Source organism: Dactylosporangium salmoneum (assembly GCF_039532525.1).
GTDB classification, from domain to species: Bacteria; Actinomycetota; Actinomycetes; order Mycobacteriales; family Micromonosporaceae; genus Dactylosporangium; species Dactylosporangium salmoneum.
The window spans coordinates 57,662-73,538 of the sequence record NZ_BAAARV010000075.1 but is presented as its reverse complement, the minus strand read 5'-3'; the positions used below and the strand labels follow the sequence as shown (position 1 = coordinate 73,538).

At 72.0% G+C, this 15,877-nt stretch carries 13 protein-coding genes; 5 read left to right on the top strand and 8 right to left on the bottom strand.

All coding sequences use genetic code 11. From position 1 onward, the window contains the following. Positions 1-249: 249 nt before the first annotated feature. Positions 250-1,167 (bottom strand): sugar phosphate isomerase/epimerase family protein, encoded by a 918-nt coding sequence (locus tag ABD352_RS38790; protein WP_344617561.1) that lies wholly within the window; start codon positions 1,165-1,167, stop codon positions 250-252. A 134-nt stretch (positions 1,168-1,301) separates the two neighbouring features. Here ABD352_RS38790 and ABD352_RS38785 point away from each other — a divergent pair, with 134 nt between their 5' ends. Both ABD352_RS38785 and ABD352_RS38780 read left to right on the top strand, forming a co-directional pair. Next, complete coding sequence (locus ABD352_RS38785; protein WP_344617560.1) at positions 1,302-1,733, top strand: MarR family winged helix-turn-helix transcriptional regulator; 432 nt, start codon at positions 1,302-1,304, stop codon at positions 1,731-1,733. A 24-nt stretch (positions 1,734-1,757) separates the two neighbouring features. Continuing rightward, positions 1,758-2,966: an epoxide hydrolase family protein gene (locus ABD352_RS38780; protein ID WP_344617559.1), complete on the top strand. Its 1,209-nt coding sequence runs from the start codon at positions 1,758-1,760 to the stop codon at positions 2,964-2,966. Between the two features lie 193 nt (positions 2,967-3,159). Here ABD352_RS38780 and ABD352_RS38775 read toward each other — a convergent pair whose 3' ends face one another. The 7 genes from ABD352_RS38775 to ABD352_RS38745 form a co-directional block, all read right to left on the bottom strand. Further along, complete coding sequence (locus ABD352_RS38775) at positions 3,160-3,873, bottom strand: hypothetical protein (RefSeq protein ID WP_344617558.1); 714 nt, start codon at positions 3,871-3,873, stop codon at positions 3,160-3,162. Beyond that, positions 3,870-5,495 carry a Tox-REase-5 domain-containing protein gene (locus tag ABD352_RS38770; RefSeq protein WP_344617557.1) on the bottom strand — a complete coding sequence of 542 codons (1,626 nt, stop codon included), beginning with the start codon at positions 5,493-5,495 and terminating at the stop codon, positions 3,870-3,872. Before ABD352_RS38770 ends, ABD352_RS38775 begins: the two co-directional genes overlap by 4 nt. A 601-nt stretch (positions 5,496-6,096) precedes the next feature. Then, positions 6,097-8,544, bottom strand: coding sequence for an Hsp70 family protein (locus tag ABD352_RS38765; RefSeq protein WP_344617556.1), 2,448 nt, complete (start codon positions 8,542-8,544; stop codon positions 6,097-6,099). Between the two features lie 219 nt (positions 8,545-8,763). Beyond that, positions 8,764-9,279, bottom strand: coding sequence for a cupin domain-containing protein (locus ABD352_RS38760; protein WP_344617555.1), 516 nt, complete (start codon positions 9,277-9,279; stop codon positions 8,764-8,766). Positions 9,280-9,879: 600 nt separating this feature from the next. Next, positions 9,880-10,392, bottom strand: a complete 513-nt coding sequence (locus tag ABD352_RS38755; RefSeq protein WP_344617554.1) for a methylated-DNA--[protein]-cysteine S-methyltransferase — start codon at positions 10,390-10,392, stop codon at positions 9,880-9,882. Between the two features lie 396 nt (positions 10,393-10,788). Beyond that, complete coding sequence (locus tag ABD352_RS38750; protein ID WP_344617553.1) at positions 10,789-11,469, bottom strand: hypothetical protein; 681 nt, start codon at positions 11,467-11,469, stop codon at positions 10,789-10,791. Positions 11,470-11,808: 339 nt separating this feature from the next. After that, complete coding sequence (locus ABD352_RS38745) at positions 11,809-12,861, bottom strand: NAD-dependent epimerase/dehydratase family protein (RefSeq protein ID WP_344617552.1); 1,053 nt, start codon at positions 12,859-12,861, stop codon at positions 11,809-11,811. A 155-nt stretch (positions 12,862-13,016) separates the two neighbouring features. Here ABD352_RS38745 and ABD352_RS38740 point away from each other — a divergent pair, with 155 nt between their 5' ends. From ABD352_RS38740 to ABD352_RS38730, 3 genes are read left to right on the top strand one after another with little or no spacing between them, the layout of a single operon-like run. Beyond that, entirely contained in the window at positions 13,017-13,670 is a 654-nt protein-coding gene (locus ABD352_RS38740) for a glycosyltransferase family 2 protein (protein ID WP_344617551.1), read from the top strand. Then, positions 13,667-14,335: a TIGR04282 family arsenosugar biosynthesis glycosyltransferase gene (locus ABD352_RS38735; protein WP_344617550.1), complete on the top strand. Its 669-nt coding sequence runs from the start codon at positions 13,667-13,669 to the stop codon at positions 14,333-14,335. The genes ABD352_RS38740 and ABD352_RS38735 overlap by 4 nt, the downstream gene beginning before the upstream one ends. Further along, positions 14,332-15,807 carry a glycosyltransferase 87 family protein gene (locus ABD352_RS38730; RefSeq protein ID WP_344617549.1) on the top strand — a complete coding sequence of 492 codons (1,476 nt, stop codon included), beginning with the start codon at positions 14,332-14,334 and terminating at the stop codon, positions 15,805-15,807. The genes ABD352_RS38735 and ABD352_RS38730 overlap by 4 nt, the downstream gene beginning before the upstream one ends. Positions 15,808-15,877 lie beyond the last annotated feature (70 nt).

Sequence of the window (15,877 nt, the reverse complement as noted above, 5' to 3'; positions counted from 1 at the left end):
CGGCCGCCGCCGCGACTGCGAGCCCGGTCGACGCCGTGCCGGTCTCGAACGGCCAGGACTCGTCGGCGGCGGCGTGGTGGATCGCCGGCGCGGTGGTGGTGCTGCTCGCGGTCGCCGGGGGCTGGCTGTGGTCACGGCGCCGCCGCCCGTCTGCCGGCTGACCCACGGGCGGAAGCCGGTAGCTGGCGGCGGCGTCCGCCGGCTGACCCGCTGGGCGGAAGCCGGGAGCTGGCGGCGGCGTCCGGGGGCTCAGAAGCGCAGGGCGTCCAGGTACTGGAAGCCGTTGCGGGCGGTGGTCAGGGCGTCGGCCGGCGTGCGGGGCGGGGTGCCCGCGTCGTCGCGCTCGATGATGAACTCGGCGATGCCGGCCTCGCGGGCGTGCGCGAAGATGCGGCCGAAATCGATCAGGCCGGAGCCGGCGTCCTCGAAGCTGCGGGCCGTGTTGAGGTCCTTCACGTGGACCTGGCGGATGCGGCCGCGGTGGGAGGCGATCAGGTCGACCGGGTCGGCGGCGCCCACCCAGGCCCAGAAGAGGTCGACCTCCAGGTGGACCAGGGACGGGTCGGTCTCGGCGGTGAGGATGTCGTAGCCGGTGCGGGAGCCGCCGTCCTGGCGGGTGAACTCCAGGTTGTGGTTGTGGTAGCCGAAGTCCAGGCCGGCCCGGCGGGCCAGGGCGCCGGCGCGGTTGAGGTCGCGGGCCATCGCGCGGTACGTGGCGCCGTCGCGGATCGGCTGGCCGGTGGCAAAGTCGATGCCGAAGAACGGGTGCACGATGTAGGTGTTGCCGACCACGTTGGCGTCCTCCAGCGCCTGCTCCCACGCGCCGGCGTCGAACGGCTGGGGGATGGCGACGTGGCCCGACGTGGCGCGGATGCCGGCGGCGTCCAGCGCGGCGCGGAACTGGGTGGCGGTGCGCCCGACGAAGCCGGCGTGCTCGATGCGGGTGTAGCCGATCCGGCGCAGCTCGGCGAGGCTGCCGTCGAGGTCGATGCCGAGCTGGTCGCGCAGCGTGTACAGCTGCACGCTGATCCGCTCGCGGGGCACCCGGTGGAGGTTGTTGCCGCGGTCGGCGTCCGACGCGGCGGCGGGGGAGCCGGCGACGGCGGTGCCGGCGGCCGCGAGGGCGGCGGTCCCGAGCAGGCTGCGACGGCTCAACGGTTGGTTCATGCACCCTCCCAGTGACGACTATCGATCAGCGAACTCTATCGAACTGCTCGAATGAACGGAACTTTTGCCTGCTTCGATGAAAGTCCAGCCGAATTTGCATTAGAAACTACATTAGTTTCTGTTACAGTCTCGCCATGGAGCAGCTGGACGCGGCCGAGCTGACGGCCGTGCTGGAGAACTTCGTGCGGATGTTCATCCGGCTGCCGGCCGTGGACCGGCTGAGCTTCACCACCCTGTCCGTGCTGCACACCCTCGCCCGGATCGGGCCGATGCGGCTCACCGACCTCACCGCCAGCGAGCAGGTCACCCAGTCCGCGGTCACCCAGATCGTGGCCAAGCTCGAGCGCGACGGGCTCGTCGGGCGCCGGCCCGACCCGACCGACGGCCGGGCCGTGCTCGTGCACATCACCGAGGCCGGCGCGGCGATCGTCAACGGGCGGCGGGACAACCGCGTCGGCCACCTGGCCGGGCTCGTGGACCGGCTCGGCGACGACGAGCGGGCCGCCATCGCCCGCGCGTTGCCGGCCCTGACCCGCATCACCGAACTCCATGAACAGCGGCGATAGCGAACAGCGGCGATAGGAGCCACCATGCCGGCATCCCTCACCCCGGCCCCGATCCGCGTGGACGACGAGGTCCTCGACGACCTGCGTAGGCGCCTGCGGCACACCCGCCTGCCGGAGGGCCCCGGCTACGACGACCCGCACTACGGCGTCGGCCGCCGGCAGCTGGCCGAACTCGTCGAGTACTGGCGCGACGGCTTCGACTGGCGCAAGGCCGAGGCCGCCATGAACGCCTACGAGCACTACCGGGCCGACGTCGACGGCGTGCCGATCCACTTCATGCGCCGCCCCGGCACCGGCCCCGCCCCGCGGCCGCTGATCCTCAGCCACGGGTGGCCGTGGACGTTCTGGCACTGGTCGAAGGTCATCGACCCATTGGCGGACCCGGCGTCGTACGGTGGCAGCCCCGACGACGCGTTCGACGTCATCGTCCCGTCGCTGCCCGGCTTCGGCTTCTCCGGCACGCGGCCCGACCTCAACTACTGGAAGACCGCCGACCTGTGGCACGAGCTCATGACCGGCGTTCTGGGCCACGCACGCTACGCCGCCGCCGGGTGCGACGTCGGGGCGCTGGTCACCGGCCAGCTCGGGCACAAGTACGCCGCGTCGCTGCTCGGCATCCACATCGGCTCCGGCCAGAAGCTCACCTTCTTCAACGGCGACCGGGGCTGGGACCTCAGCGGCGGGCGCCCGATCCCGGAAGGCCTGCCTCAGGACGTACACCGGCAGGTCCTCGCCTTTGAGAAGCGCTTCGCGGTGCACCTCGCCGCGCACGTGCTCGCCCCGCACACCCTGGCCTTCGGCCTCACCGACTCCCCGGCCGGCCTGCTGGCCTGGATCCTGGAGCGCTGGGCGGCCTGGAGCGACCACGGCGGCGACCTCGAGACCGTGTTCAGCAAGGACGACCTGCTCACGCACGCCACCATCTACTGGGTGACGGGCACGATCGGCACCTCGATGCGGATGTACGCCAACAACAACCGCTACCCGTGGTCCCCGTCGCACGAACGGACCCCGGCCGTGCAGGCCCCGACCGGCCTGACCTTCGTCGCCTACGAGAACCCGCCGGGCGTGACCACGGACCGGCGCGTCGAGCACTTCATGTCCAGCGACCGCGCCGGCTGGTACAACCTGGTGAACGTCACCGCCCACGACCACGGCGGCCACTTCATCCCGTGGGAGGCCCCGCAGGCCTGGATCGACGACCTGCGCCGCACCTTCCGCGACCGCCACTGACAGCGGCGGCTCGATCTACGCACGCCGCTGGGGGTCGGCCCAGCGCCTCGTGCGCGGGCGTGCTGTACCTGCTCGAGATCGACAACACCGGCGACGGCCGGGCCATCATCGCCCTGGCAACCTCGGCGCCACCGTCGTTCGGCGCATAACGGACCATCCTCGGCGCGGCGGGTGAATCTGGTTGATCCGCCGGCTACTCAACGATTTCGGGATGCCAGTGCGCGGCGTCGGTGGGGACTGGAGCGAAGGCTCCCGCGACGCGCAGGCGGTCGGCGAGGTCCATGACGCGGTCCAGGGACGGGATAGCGCCGTCCGGCTCGATCAGTGACAGCAGTACGCCGTCGCCGGGCATCGGGCGAACGGCGGCGGGAAGGTTGGCAGGGATCTGCCGAGCGCGGGCCGCCGACAGGTACGTGACCGCGCCGGCGATCGGCTCGCCCCGCCCGGGCCGCTGGGCCTCGATCCACCGGTCTCCGTAGATCTCCCCGTGGTCCGGATCCCACTCGGTGACCAGAACCAGCAGGATCGCTTGCAGGTCGCCGAGTGCCGCGGCGGTCCCCTCCACCCGGGCGAGGTTGAGCAGGCCCGGAACCGCCGCCGTCGACCCCGCCGTGGCGCTGAAGAACACCGCCGCGTTTGGGTCGCCGTTGACCATGGTGAATTTGTGCCCGAGGGTGCTTGTGTCGCGCCCCCGGCCGTCGAGCAGCAGCGGCAGGTCGTCGTCGCTGAGTGGGCGGTCGTTGTCGTCCTCGTCGAGGACGACCCAGCCGCCGACCGGCGGTTCGAGGGCGGCGAGGCCCTGGATGGTGGCGCGCCAGCGCTCGGCGATGGCGGCCGCGGTCTCCGCGCGTGGCCCCCAGCAGACTCGAACGTTGACGTTGCCGAGGCGGCCTGGGTCGACGGTCACGGGAAGTACCGTACCCGGATCGGGATGCCTTCGTTGTCGAACATCGTCTGGATGAGCGCGGCCACCTGCGGGTTCTGCACGCGCCACTCGATCGGGGTGGTACCCGCCTGGCCGACCTGCGTGTTCGCCTCGTTGAGGATGCCCTGCAGGCCCGACGGCTTGTTCGGCGTCTTGGGCTTGACCTTTGTCCACCAGCCTTGCCAGTCGCCGGTCTTCTTGTTGATGAACTGGCTGTACCGGTCCTTGCCGTCGAGGAGGATGCCGTTCTCGTAACCGTCGAAACGGCGGTTGCCGACGAGGTACTCCAGGCCCCGGGTGACGCCGGAGGCCCGTTCCTGATATGCCTGCGAGGCGGGGCTGCCCGTCGGGGTAGCCGTTATCCACCGGCCGGGCCCGCCGTCGGTGTCGCCGACGCGCGGGGTGCGCAGCGTGCCCGGCGGTCCGCGCATGGTGAGGTTGCGTTCGGCGTCAACCCGGCGGACCTGCCGCTCCACCTCGGCCTGGACGTTGGCCTGCGCCGTCACCTCGGCCGAGCCAGTGGCCGTGATCGTCACCGACGTCTGCTTCGCCGCCTGCGCCTGGGCTACGATCTCGGCGTAGATCGCTCCGGCCTCGACGACGGTGCAGGTCAGCGTGCCGGAGCCGTCGGCCGGGACCAGCGTCGGCGGGCTCACGCACGATCCGGCCGGCTGGCCGTTCAGCACCACCGAGGCGGTCATCGTCGCGCTCACCTGGGCGCCGGTGACCTTCGTCTGGCCGGTGCCGAGGACCTGGTTGGTGACGTTCGCGGTGACGACGCAACCCGCCGCACCGCATGCGACATTGGCGTTGCCCTGCAGCGTGAACTGCACGGTGGCGTCGACCGCCTGGCCCAGTTCCCCGGCGTCCGTGCGCAGGTCCGTGAACGTCTTGTCGTAGTCGGCCGGCGACACCGGCTGCATGTCGAAGGACAGGTCGCCGCCGGTCGGGTCGCCCGGCGCCCGCAGCGGGGCCGTCAGCTCGGCCAGCAGCACGTCGCGCAGCAGCGACGGCAGCGCCCGGCGGCTCGGCCGGGCCGGCAGGCTCGGAATCTTGGGCAGGCTGGGCAGCCCGGACGGCCGCGTCGACGGCCCGCCCTTCGCCGCGAACCGCACGATCCGATGCGGCGCGGCCTTGGTGACGTACAGGTCACCGTCGGGCAGGCTTGCTTTTAGCACCGCCTGGCCGTCGATCTGCTCGCCGCGGTCGAGGCGGCTCGGGAAGGTGGCCTCGGTGAGTCCGATGTAGAGCCGGCCGGCCATGGTGAGCGGGCCCAGCTGCTGCCAGCTGGTGGCGCCGGCGCTCAACGGGCCGCCGGTCGTCCACCGCGCCGCGGTCCCGGCCCCAGGGAGCAGGCCCGGCGCCTTCACGTACGTCCGGCCGGCCATCGTCAGCACGTCGAGTTTGACGCCGAGCAGCGTCAGGGTGCCGATCATGTCGCCGCCGCCGGTCACGCGGACGTCGAGCTGGGTCCCGCCGAGATCGGCGCGATAGTGCAGCACCGGCGAGGCGGCCAGGTCGGTGACCGCCTCGTCGAACGGCGTCCGGTCCGCCCGGCCCAGCCACACGACGACGCCGACACCGGCGGCCAGCGCCAGCACCACGACGCCAGCGATGGCGAAAACCCACCAGCGCCGGTACCAGGGCCGTCCTGCTGGCGCTGGCGGGCCAGCGGCAAACATCGGCGGCGTAGGCGGCCCGGGGGCGGTGGGCGGTGCTGGGGGCCCTGGTGCGTGCGGTGGCGCCGCCGGCGCGCCGTAGGGCGCAGGCGGCCCGGTCCTGGGCGGTGACGGCTGTGGCGCGCGCGGCGACGGCGTTGGACCCGGCTCAAGTCCGCGCAGCGGCTGGTGCGCTTCGTTCGACATGACAACGCCCCCGTGTCGTCGTTTCGGTAGCAACGTCCAGCCCAGCACACCGCGTCACGGCGGTCAACGCTTAATGTACATATGTCGATGCTCGAATGGCGCGTCGAGCGGTGGGGCCTCTCGCGTGTGTAAGCGCGCCTACCGCAGGCCACGGACCTAGCCTGGCAGCGCGCACACGTACGGCTACTGGCTGGTCGTCACCCAGTACTCGCCGCCCCGAGGGTCGGCCGCCAGATGCCACACGCGTTTCACCGGTGCCATCCCGGCCATGGTCGCTGGACCGCGCCCGGCGTGCTCGTCGGCGACGTGCCGGTGGCCACGATCAACCGGCTGGCCGGGCTCACCAGTGCTGCTCGGTCCAGTACCGGACGTGCTCGTTCTCGACCGAGCGCACGCCGCGCTGGAAGAACTGCACGCGGCGGCCGTCGAGGTGATACTCCGTCGTGGTCGGGAATCCGAGCCGCTCGATCAGCGCCTCGGGATCGACGGACTCGCCGGCGACTGCGAAGGCGTCGTGCTCCTCGGTCCAGAACACCGTTCCGCCCTCGAAGCACTGGAACACCCCGCCCGCGGCCTCGATCTCGTCCGAGGTCGGGAAGCCCAGCCGGCCGCCAGTGCCGCCCTCGCGCTCGTGCACGATGCCGATGCCACCAGAGACTGCGTGGATGCCCGAGCCGTGGTTGACCAGCCGGCGGATCAACGTCTTGCCGATCTCCCGCTGGTAGACGGTGGCACCGCCGGTCTCCGGCCACGACTGCCGGATCTCGTCAGGGTAGTTCCACCGCCCCTCGAACCGCTGCAGTGTGCCCCTGGTGCCCTGCGGGGACCGCGTGGCGTCGCGACTGGGACCGACCGGGAAACCGAGCGGACCGTCGACGCCGCCGCGCTCCTCGTGATACCCGGCGAGGTAGTCGAACACGGCGACGCCGCCGGTCTTCGCGCTCCAGTACACGACGCCGCCCTCGAAGTGCTGCCGCCAGCCGGTGGTGCCCGCGGGCGACGGACCGACCGGATGCTCGTCGTCCGTCGGGAACCTCAGCCGGCCACGGCCGCCGTCGAGCAGCTCGAAGTGCTCGCCGACGCCGCCCCAGGTGCTGTGGGCGCCGTGCTCAGGCGACCAGTAGACGGCCGCGCCGCACCGCAGGCCGAGCCGCTGGAGGAGGTCCTGGCCGTAGTCCTGCTTGTCCTGGAAGCGCTGCAGCACCCGTTCGCCGTCGACGACGATCTCGCCGGTCACCGGGTATCCGAGGCGACCGTCGATGCCGCCCTGCGCCTCGAAGTGGGCTCGGATTCCGTGCCAGACCGGCTGGGCGCCGGTCGCCCGCGTCCAGTACACCAGGCCGTAGTGCTCGAATTCCCGCACGAAGCCGATGCCGCCGTCCCAGCGCGACCGACCGGGCACGGGCCGCAGCGGCGACACCGGCTCGCCCAGCTTGTCCGCGCAGCGCCGCCCGCAGTCGTAGATCGCCTCGTCCGCCGCGATCGCGTCGCGGAGCAACTCGGCGCGCGGCAGGTCGGTCATCGCGCCCAGGATCGCGTCGGCGGCCGGCGGGTGCAGGCGCGGGACGGCCGCCACGACCTGCGCGGCACCGAGCAGCGGCAGCACCTGCGCCGCGCCGGCGGGGGCCAGCTCGTTCAGCCGCCGCGCCAGCTCGGCCGGGTCCTCGATCTTCGCCAGCGCCTCGGCGACGTAGCGCGCCCGCAGCGGGCCGGCGGCGGAGCCCGCGCCGGCGGCCCGCGAGCGCGGCACGGGGTCCGCGAGGAAGGCGCCGAACGCCACCGGCAGTTCGTTCTGCTCCGGTACCTTCGGCGCGACCTTCAGCCGCGCCTGCAGCGTGGTCGCAACCAGCGGCAGGCGGCTCGATCCGCCGACCAGGAAGACACCGGCGAACGCCGGCCCGCCGAGGTCGAGCCCGGTCAGCGCCGTGCGGGTCAGCTCCACCGCCCGGTCGACGAGCGGCCCGGCGACCCGCTCGAGCTCCTCGCGCGTCAGGTGCAGCGGCTCGGCCAGGCCGGGAACGCGCACCGCGGCCGACGCCGTCCGCGAGAGCATCTCCTTGGTCTTGCTGACCTCCGACAGGAACTCCAGTCGCGCACTGGTCGGCTGGCGCAGCCGCTCCCACACGTCCGGCCACCGCCGCCCGATCAGCTCGCCGAGATGGCCGCTCAGCGCCTCGTCGATGTCGACACCGCCCAGATCGTCGCGGCCGTCCAGCGACACGGTCTCGAGTCCCTGGGCCGTGCCGCGCACGACACTGACGTCGAGGGTGCCGCCGCCGAAGTCGAACACGGCCAGCGAGGCACCCTCCGGCAACGGGCTCACCTGTGTGCAGTACCGCGCCGCCGCGACCGGCTCGGGCACGAGCTCGACCGCGCCGAGACCGGCCTTGGCGGCCGCCTCGGCCAGGATCGCCCGCCGTTGGGCGCTCCAGGCGGCCGGATACGTCATCACGGCGCCGCCGGCCGGGTCGACGCCGGCGGCCCGGGACTCCTGCGCCACTCGCCGCAGCGGTGCCGCCAGCAGTTCGGTGACCGCGACCTCCGCGTCGCCGAGTAGCACGGTGCCCTCGTCGATGCGCAGCTTCGGGTGCGGCTCGAAACGCTCCGGCTCGATCCGGGCATCGTGCTGCGCGTCCTGGCCCACGAGCAGGGTGCCGTCGCGGCGGGCGAGCACCGCGGACGGCAGCAGCGGCGTCCCGTCGAACACCAGGGCGCGGGGGGCCTGGTCGGCGCGCCGGACCACCGCAACGGTGTTACTGGTACCGAAGTCGACCGCGAGCTGACGCATCAGCGGATACTATGCGTCGCCACCGGCCGGCGACGCCGACCGGTGGCGATGGTGAGTCCGAGCGCTACCGGGCGCGGGTCGCGGTCAGGACGCGACCACGTCGGCGACCGGGCGCCGGTTGGTGCAGCAGGTCTTTGGTGCGTAGCCGAAGCGCAGCACCATGATGTCCGGCGTCGTTGCTTCGTGCGTAGCCTTGGACGCACCTGTGAGCGGCGATCTTCAGCCGTGCGACCACTTCTGCCGGGCCCATGGGAGGATGGCTGGGGCAACCCAGTAGTTGTTGAAGAATCTCACGACTTGCGTGGAGTCGGGCGCGTCCAGCCCGGGTGGGGGCAGTTCGCGGCGCTCCGCCGGCCGGGAGCATCCCAGAATGGCCTGTTCGAAGCCAGCCGGGGTGTAGTAGTTGAGGCAGTGGCATACTTCCGTCCCGGTCACCGTGAACTCATGCACGGTGTTGCGCGGGAGATGGCCCAGGCTGCCCGGTCCGAGAACGACTTCCTGCCCGTCGATGATGGCGGTCATCTCCCCGGCAAGGATGTAGAACGCTTCGTCCTCGAACGGGTGGATGTGAGGAGGTGGGCCCGACCCGACCGGCATGAACTGTTCGATGACGGAGTAGCTGCCGTTGGTGTCTTCGCCGGTGGCCAAGACCAGCCACAGGATATCGAGCAGCCACCGTGCGGGGGCGTCGTCTCTGCTCCGAGCAACGGGATTGCTGGACTCGATCAGATTCATGGCGATGACCTCCAGAAGCTGTGTGCTCTGGGATACAGGGTTCCGCCGGCCAGGTGTTCGCCTTCCGCTTCAACCTCGTGAAGCCGATCGGCAACACACCGGCACCACGCCCACTGTACGTCGGGCAGCGCACCACACCAATTTCGGTGGGCTCAGCTGTGCGAGGCAACTGGGCATCCACCCGCCGGCGGCCAACTGAAACTGCCCGGACATGGCCATCTCGTCACGCAGCGTGCGGATGCTGAGTAGCTCGACACCCCGCCCGAACCGTCATCTACCGGCACATCGGGGATGCAGGTTGCGCCGTTCTGTCCGCACGTTTGGGACGGTCCGAACCCTCGCATCAGGCGCGAGAACTGTCGTTCCGTCGCGAGGCAGCGGCCAACGTGCCAGGACAAATCAGGTCAAGCCGTTACTCGCGTGGGCCGGTATCGCAGGGCGACCGCCCCCGACCGGAACTCATGGCGATCCACGAGCTCGAGCTGGATGCGCTCGCGCAGACCGGCGAGCAACGTCGGCCGTCCTGGCGCGGGCCGCACAGAAGGGGGTCTCATGTTCACGGCCTGAGAGACGTGCCACCTGGCCGGAACGAGGTCGCGGCTAAAACAGCCGCCCGGCCCGTGCCTCGGCCGGCTCCTCAAGGTCCAGCAGGATCTGCTTGCGCTCGAGCCCGCCGCCGAATCCGGTGAGTTTGCCGCCCGCGCCCACCACCCGATGGCAGGGGATGACGATACTCACCGGGTTGCGCCCCACCGCCTGGCCCACGGACTGCGCGAACCCCTTGCTGCCCAGATCGGCCGCGATGTCGCCATAGGTGATCCGCTCACCGTACGGGATCTCCCGCAGCTGCGCCCAGACCCGTTCCTGGAACTCGTCACCGTTCGTCGCCGCCGGGACGTCGAATACCTGCCGGTCCCCGGCGAAGTACTCGCCGAGCTCGCTTTGCGCCTGTGTCAGAACCGGATCCGCTGATGCGTCGGCGCGGCGGCCCCACGCCGAGGGCGAGGGCGTGTACCGGTAGCGCGGAAAATACAGCCCGACCAGCGCGTCATCGCCGGCGACGAGCAGCAGCCGCCCCACCGGGCTGTCCACATAGGCGTGTCGGACATCCATAGTGATCTCCTGTCTGCAACTGCTGCCTGTCCGTAATGCAGACGCGCCGGCGCCCTGAAACGTGAGACGCGCCCCCTGATGGTGACTGGCCGGACAAGATGGCGGGGCGATGGAGAACTACGGCCAGGCCAGATTCTCCAACGGCATAGATACGCGGCGCCGCCCGGGGGCGGACGATGCCGGGCTCGGTGAGCAGAACTGAATGCCGACGTCACCGGCGACGGTGGGCGCGGCGATTTGACGCGGCTGTGCGCATCGGGGATCGGGCCAGCAGGGGGCTGGTCAGGGTGTCCATGGATGTCTTTCTCGCAGGCGGTTTTCCACTGTTGGTAGCGGCTTGGGAAGCCTGCCGCGCACGGCCGATTTCCGGCTGCGGCATGTCGGCGGTCCGGCCGGCTACTCCCGCTCGACGGACGGGTGCAGGACCGGCACGTACCCGGCCGTCAGCACCTGCACCGTTACCGCGGGGGTGAGCACTTCCACCTGAAGATCGGGGGCGATCGCCTGCGCCGTGCCGTACCCGGCCATCGACCAGGGCCGCCAGCGCCCCTGCCGCACCAGCCCGATCTCGCCGTCCAGGCCGATGAACGCGCCGTCTGGCAGGTCGCCGGCCGCCGCCTGAAAGGTGCGCTGTCGCCCCTCGGGCGTTCGCCGATCCGCCTGCAGTCTGCGGTCCATCTCCGGCGCGCTGGGAAGACCGTCTCCCACAGCGGCAGCCCAGTCCTGTTGGAACCGCCGGTAGTCCGGGGCGCGGCACAACCCGCAGGGCCGGTGGCCGGCGGCCAAGGCCGTGGCCTCGTCGAGGAAGTACAGTTCCGTCAGCCGGCCCGGCTGCCACTGAACCCGCCACCAGCCCTTGAACTCCAGCACACAGCAGATCCACGCCCGCGTCGATGGCCTGCGGGTCGGCTGGCCGGCGGCGCCGAGCAACGAACCCCGGTTCCCCCAGAACAGCCCCCGCCCCGGATCGGCCACGATCTCGCCGTCGGGTCGCACCCGGTTGCGTCGACCGGTACGGGCGGGCCCGCCTGTCCTGGTCTGGTTTCCTTGTTCGGTCAGGCCTTCTTCCACCGGCATGATGCGCTCCTCGCCTTATCGGGTGATCGGCTGGGGGGTCGGCCGCCGATGTGTTGAGGACGCTGACGGCGGGATCAGGTGTGAGATCGGAGTCGAAGCGCCACTCGGATCACGATGCCCCGGTCCGGAATCGGCGGCCGCCAGCTGTCGACTGCGACCCGCTACACCGCGGACGGGCGGCAGTACGCCAGCGAGGATACTGAGTACCAGGTCGGCACCTACCTGCCGACCAAGTCGTCGGTCGTCGCCCCGGTCGCTGAATGCACACCGCTGGCCGGCACCACACGACCGAATGGTATTGCTCGAGGGGCGCTGCGAACCACATCCGGTGGTCGCTGCTCAAACCCGCAGCGCCGCGCGGGCAAATTCGGCGAGGCCCTCTTCGAAGCCGACCGTCGCGTTGAAGCCGAGTTCTCGACGGGCCCGTTCGGGCGAGGCGACCACGTGCCGTACGTCGCCGGCCCGGAACTCGCCGGTCACCACCGGCGGTGGACCGCCACAGGCCGTGGCCAGCGCGGCGGCCAGCTCACCCACTGTGTGTGGCTGGCCGGAGGCGATGTTGTACGCCCGGAACCCGCCAGACGGCCCGCCGGTGGCGTCCAGCGCGGCCGCGTTGGCCATCGCCACGTCGCGGACGTGGACGAAGTCGCGGCGCTGCCCGCCGTCCTCGAACACTCGCGGCGCCACGCCGCGCTCCAGCGCGGAGCGGAAGATCGCCGCAACTCCGCTGTACGGGGTGTCGCGTGGCATCCGCGGCCCGTACACATTGTGGTAGCGCAGCGCCACCGCGTTCGCCCTGACGGCACGCGCCCACGCCGCGGTCAGGTGCTCCTGGGCCAGCTTGGTCGCTGCGTAGACGCTGCGCGGCTCCAGCGCCGCATCCTCGTCGACCGACCCCGGGACCAGCGGCGCGGCGCAGCGCGGGCACGTCGGCTCGAACCGGCCGGCCGCCAGGTCATCCGCCGCGCGGGGGGCCGGCCGGACCGCGTCGTGCACCGGGCAGGCGTACGCCCCCTCGCCGTAGACCACCATCGAGCTGGCCAGCACCAGCCGCCGCAGGCCGGCGCGGGCCATTTCGGCCAGCAGCACCGCGGTGCCCAGGTCGTTGCAGCCGACGTAGTCAGGCAGGTCAGCCATGTCCACGCCCATACCGACCATCGCGGCCTGGTGCACCACCGCGTCGACCCCACGCAGCGCGGCGGCTACCGCCCCGGGGTCGCGAACGTCGCCGCGCACCAGCGGTACATCCGCATCCGACGGCGCGTCAGGCAGGCCGCGGTGCGCGGCCGGGTGCAGCACGTCGAACGCGACCACGTCGTGCCCGGCCGCCATCAGCAGCTCCACCACATGCGCACCGATGAATCCGGCACCGCCGGTGACCAGTACCCGCATCCGCCGATTCCTCCCCCCGGTGGGCGGTTGCCGCAAGCGGCCACAGCGGCGACTGTACCCGCCGAAGCGTCCGTCGGCGGCCGCGTTCGCACGTCGTAACCCTCGGTTCGCCGAACCATGGATCCGCCTGCCACGGCGTTGGGTACCGTCCGATCGTGACGGATGTCGTGCTGCCCTGTCTCAACGAGGCACCCGCGCTACCGTGGCTGCTCTCCCGGATGCCCGCCGGATACCGGCCGATCGTCGCCGACAACGGCTCCACCGACGGCTCACCCGAGGTCGCCGCCGCCCACGGCGCCATCGTCGTGCACGTGTCGCAACGCGGCTTCGGCGCGGCCGCGCACGCCGGGCTGCTGGCCGCCACTGCCGACATCGTGTGCTTCTGCGACGCCGACGGTTCGTTCGACCCGCAGCAGCTCTCCCGGGTGACCGACCCCGTCCGCGCCGGCACCGCCGACCTGGTGCTCGGCCGGCGCCGGCCGACAACCCGCCGGGCCTGGCCGGTGCACGCCCGGCTCGCCAACGCCCTACTCGCCCGGCAGCTTCGCCGCGGGATCGGCGTGCCGCTGCACGACCTCGGCCCGATGCGCGCCGCCCGCCGCGCTGACCTGCTCGCCCTGAGCCTGCGCGACCGGCGCTCCGGCTACCCCCTCGAAATGGTGGTCGCGGCTGCCCGGGCCGGCTGGCGCATCCACGAGACCGACGTCGACTACGCCCCCCGCATGGCCGGAACCCGATCCAAGGTGACCGGCACCGTTCGGGGCACCGCACAGGCCGTCCGCGACATGGCCAAGGTCCTGTCCACATGAACATCCAACTCCTGCTGTTCGCCAAGGCACCGGCACCCGGGCAGGTCAAGACCCGGCTCTGCCCGCCCGCCACCAGCCGGCAGGCGGCCGCGATCGCCGCGGCCGCACTGGCCGACACCATCGACGTCCTCGACACCACCCCCGCGATCCGCCGCACCATCGTGCTCAGCGGGCGGTACCCTGCACCGGCCGGCTGGCATACCGTGACCCAGCGCGGCGACGGCCTCGCACAGCGGCTGGTCCACGCCTACGCCGACACAGCCCTACCGGATACCGCCACACTCCTGCTCGGTATGGATACCCCGCAGCTGACCCCCGCGCTGCTGGCAACCGCCGTGCAGGCGCTCCACAACGGCGCCGACGCCGTGCTCGGACCCGCCCACGACGGCGGCTGGTGGACCCTGGGCCTGCCCGACCCGGCGCACGCCGCCGTGCTGCGCGGCGTACCGATGTCCACCCCGGACACCGGCCGGCACACCCTCGCAGCGCTGGCCGGACGGGGCCTCACCGTCACCCTGCTGCCCACGCTCCGCGACGTCGACACGGTCGCAGACGCCCACGCCGTCGCCGCGCAGTGCCCCGACAGCCGCTTCGCCGCGGCCGTACGGGCGCACCTGCCAACGCCGGATCCGGGCGCGGCGCCAACCGAGCCCGGCCCTCGGTGACCGCCGCCCAGCCGCCCGACGCACCCGCCATGGCCACCGACAACGCGCCGCCGACTCCGCACCTGCGGTGGCGCCGAGCAATCGAACACGGACTCGCCGTCGCCGGCGCCCTCGCGACCGGGGCGACCCTCGCCGTACTCGTAGCCCAGCCTGATGCGGTCGCGCCGGGCCTCACCGGCCCGACCCGGGCAGTCGTCTTCGTCGGCGCCGCCTGGCTGGTCTTCGCCGTCGGGGGGTGGCTGGTGCGCAGGCTCCCGCTCCGCACGGCCACAGTGCTCATCCTGCTCGGCGGCGCCGTGCTGCCGCTGGCGGCCGCAAGCGCGCCGCCCCGCAGCAGCGACGACATGTACCGCTACATCTGGGACGGCCAGGTACAAGCCGCGGGCATCGACCCCTACCGCTACGTCCCGGCCGCACCCGAGCTGACCGGCCTGCGCAACGACTTCCTGTGGCCCCCGAATGCGAACTGGTGCGTCCCGGCCGACGCCGTCGACCCCGACCGCGGCCGTCCACTCGCGGCAGGCTGCACGGTGATCAACCGGCCGACCGTACACACCATCTACCCGCCGGTCGCCCAGGCGCTCTTCGCGGCTGTACACGTCGTGTCGCCGCCGCACAGCCGGCAGCTGCCACTGCAGCTGGTGATGGCCGGGTTCGCGCTGGCCACCACGATCCTGCTGCTGATCGGGCTACGGGCGACGGGCGTCGACCCCCGGCTGGCGGTGTTATGGGCGTGGTGTCCCACGGTCGCGCTGGAAGCAGGCAACAACGCCCACGTCGACGTCGCCGCCGCGTTCCTCACCGGCCTGGCCCTGCTCGTCCTCGCCCGGGCGAGGACCCGCCGCGCCAGCACCCTCGGCGGCGCCCTGCTCGGGCTCGCCGTCGCCACGAAGCTCACCCCGCTGCTGATCACCCCTGCCGTGCTGCGCCGACGCCCGGTCCTCGTCGCCACGGCCATCGCCACCGCGCTCGCCGCGGTCTACCTGCCCCACCTGCTCGCCGTCGGCACCCAAGTGATCGGTTACATCCCCGGGTACCTCACCGAAGAGGGCTACGCCACCGGCGCCAGGTTCCCCCTGCTGACCCTGTTCATGCCGACGACCTGGGCCGGGCCGGTCGCGGTCGCCGTCCTCGCCGTGGTGGCGTTGCATTCGGTCCGCACCGCCGACCCGGACCGGCCATGGCTGGCCGCTACCACCATGACCGGCACGGCGCTGCTCGTCGCCGCGCCCAGCTACCCCTGGTACGCACTGCTGCTCGTCCTGCTTGTCGCCCTCGGCGGCCGGACCGAGTGGCTGGCCGTCGCGGCGGCCGCCTACCTCGCCCAGTACGCCCCCAACCTGCACCTCACCACGGCATCCACGCAGCGGATCGGCTATGCCGCCGCGCTCGCCGTCGTGATCGTCGCCGCGCTCCACCGACACCGGTCGAGGACAGCGCCTACGCCGCAAACACCCGGCGTCGATACGTGAGCACCGCGTCGGCACCCCAGCACCATAAGCATCAGCGAGCCCCGGATCACCGTGGGGATACGGGGGTTCA

What these genes read in the sequence shown, in the direction of transcription:
- ABD352_RS38790 (WP_344617561.1), bottom strand. Translation starts at nt 1,167, where the DNA reads ATGAACCAACCGTTGAGCCGTCGCAGCCTGCTCGGGACCGCCGCCCTC.
- ABD352_RS38785 (WP_344617560.1), top strand. Translation starts at nt 1,302, where the DNA reads ATGGAGCAGCTGGACGCGGCCGAGCTGACGGCCGTGCTGGAGAACTTC.
- ABD352_RS38780 (WP_344617559.1), top strand. Translation starts at nt 1,758, where the DNA reads ATGCCGGCATCCCTCACCCCGGCCCCGATCCGCGTGGACGACGAGGTC.
- ABD352_RS38765 (WP_344617556.1), bottom strand. Translation starts at nt 8,544, where the DNA reads ATGCGTCAGCTCGCGGTCGACTTCGGTACCAGTAACACCGTTGCGGTG.
- ABD352_RS38760 (WP_344617555.1), bottom strand. Translation starts at nt 9,279, where the DNA reads ATGAATCTGATCGAGTCCAGCAATCCCGTTGCTCGGAGCAGAGACGAC.
- ABD352_RS38755 (WP_344617554.1), bottom strand. Translation starts at nt 10,392, where the DNA reads ATGGATGTCCGACACGCCTATGTGGACAGCCCGGTGGGGCGGCTGCTG.
- ABD352_RS38750 (WP_344617553.1), bottom strand. Translation starts at nt 11,469, where the DNA reads ATGCCGGTGGAAGAAGGCCTGACCGAACAAGGAAACCAGACCAGGACA.
- ABD352_RS38745 (WP_344617552.1), bottom strand. Translation starts at nt 12,861, where the DNA reads ATGCGGGTACTGGTCACCGGCGGTGCCGGATTCATCGGTGCGCATGTG.
- ABD352_RS38735 (WP_344617550.1), top strand. Translation starts at nt 13,667, where the DNA reads ATGAACATCCAACTCCTGCTGTTCGCCAAGGCACCGGCACCCGGGCAG.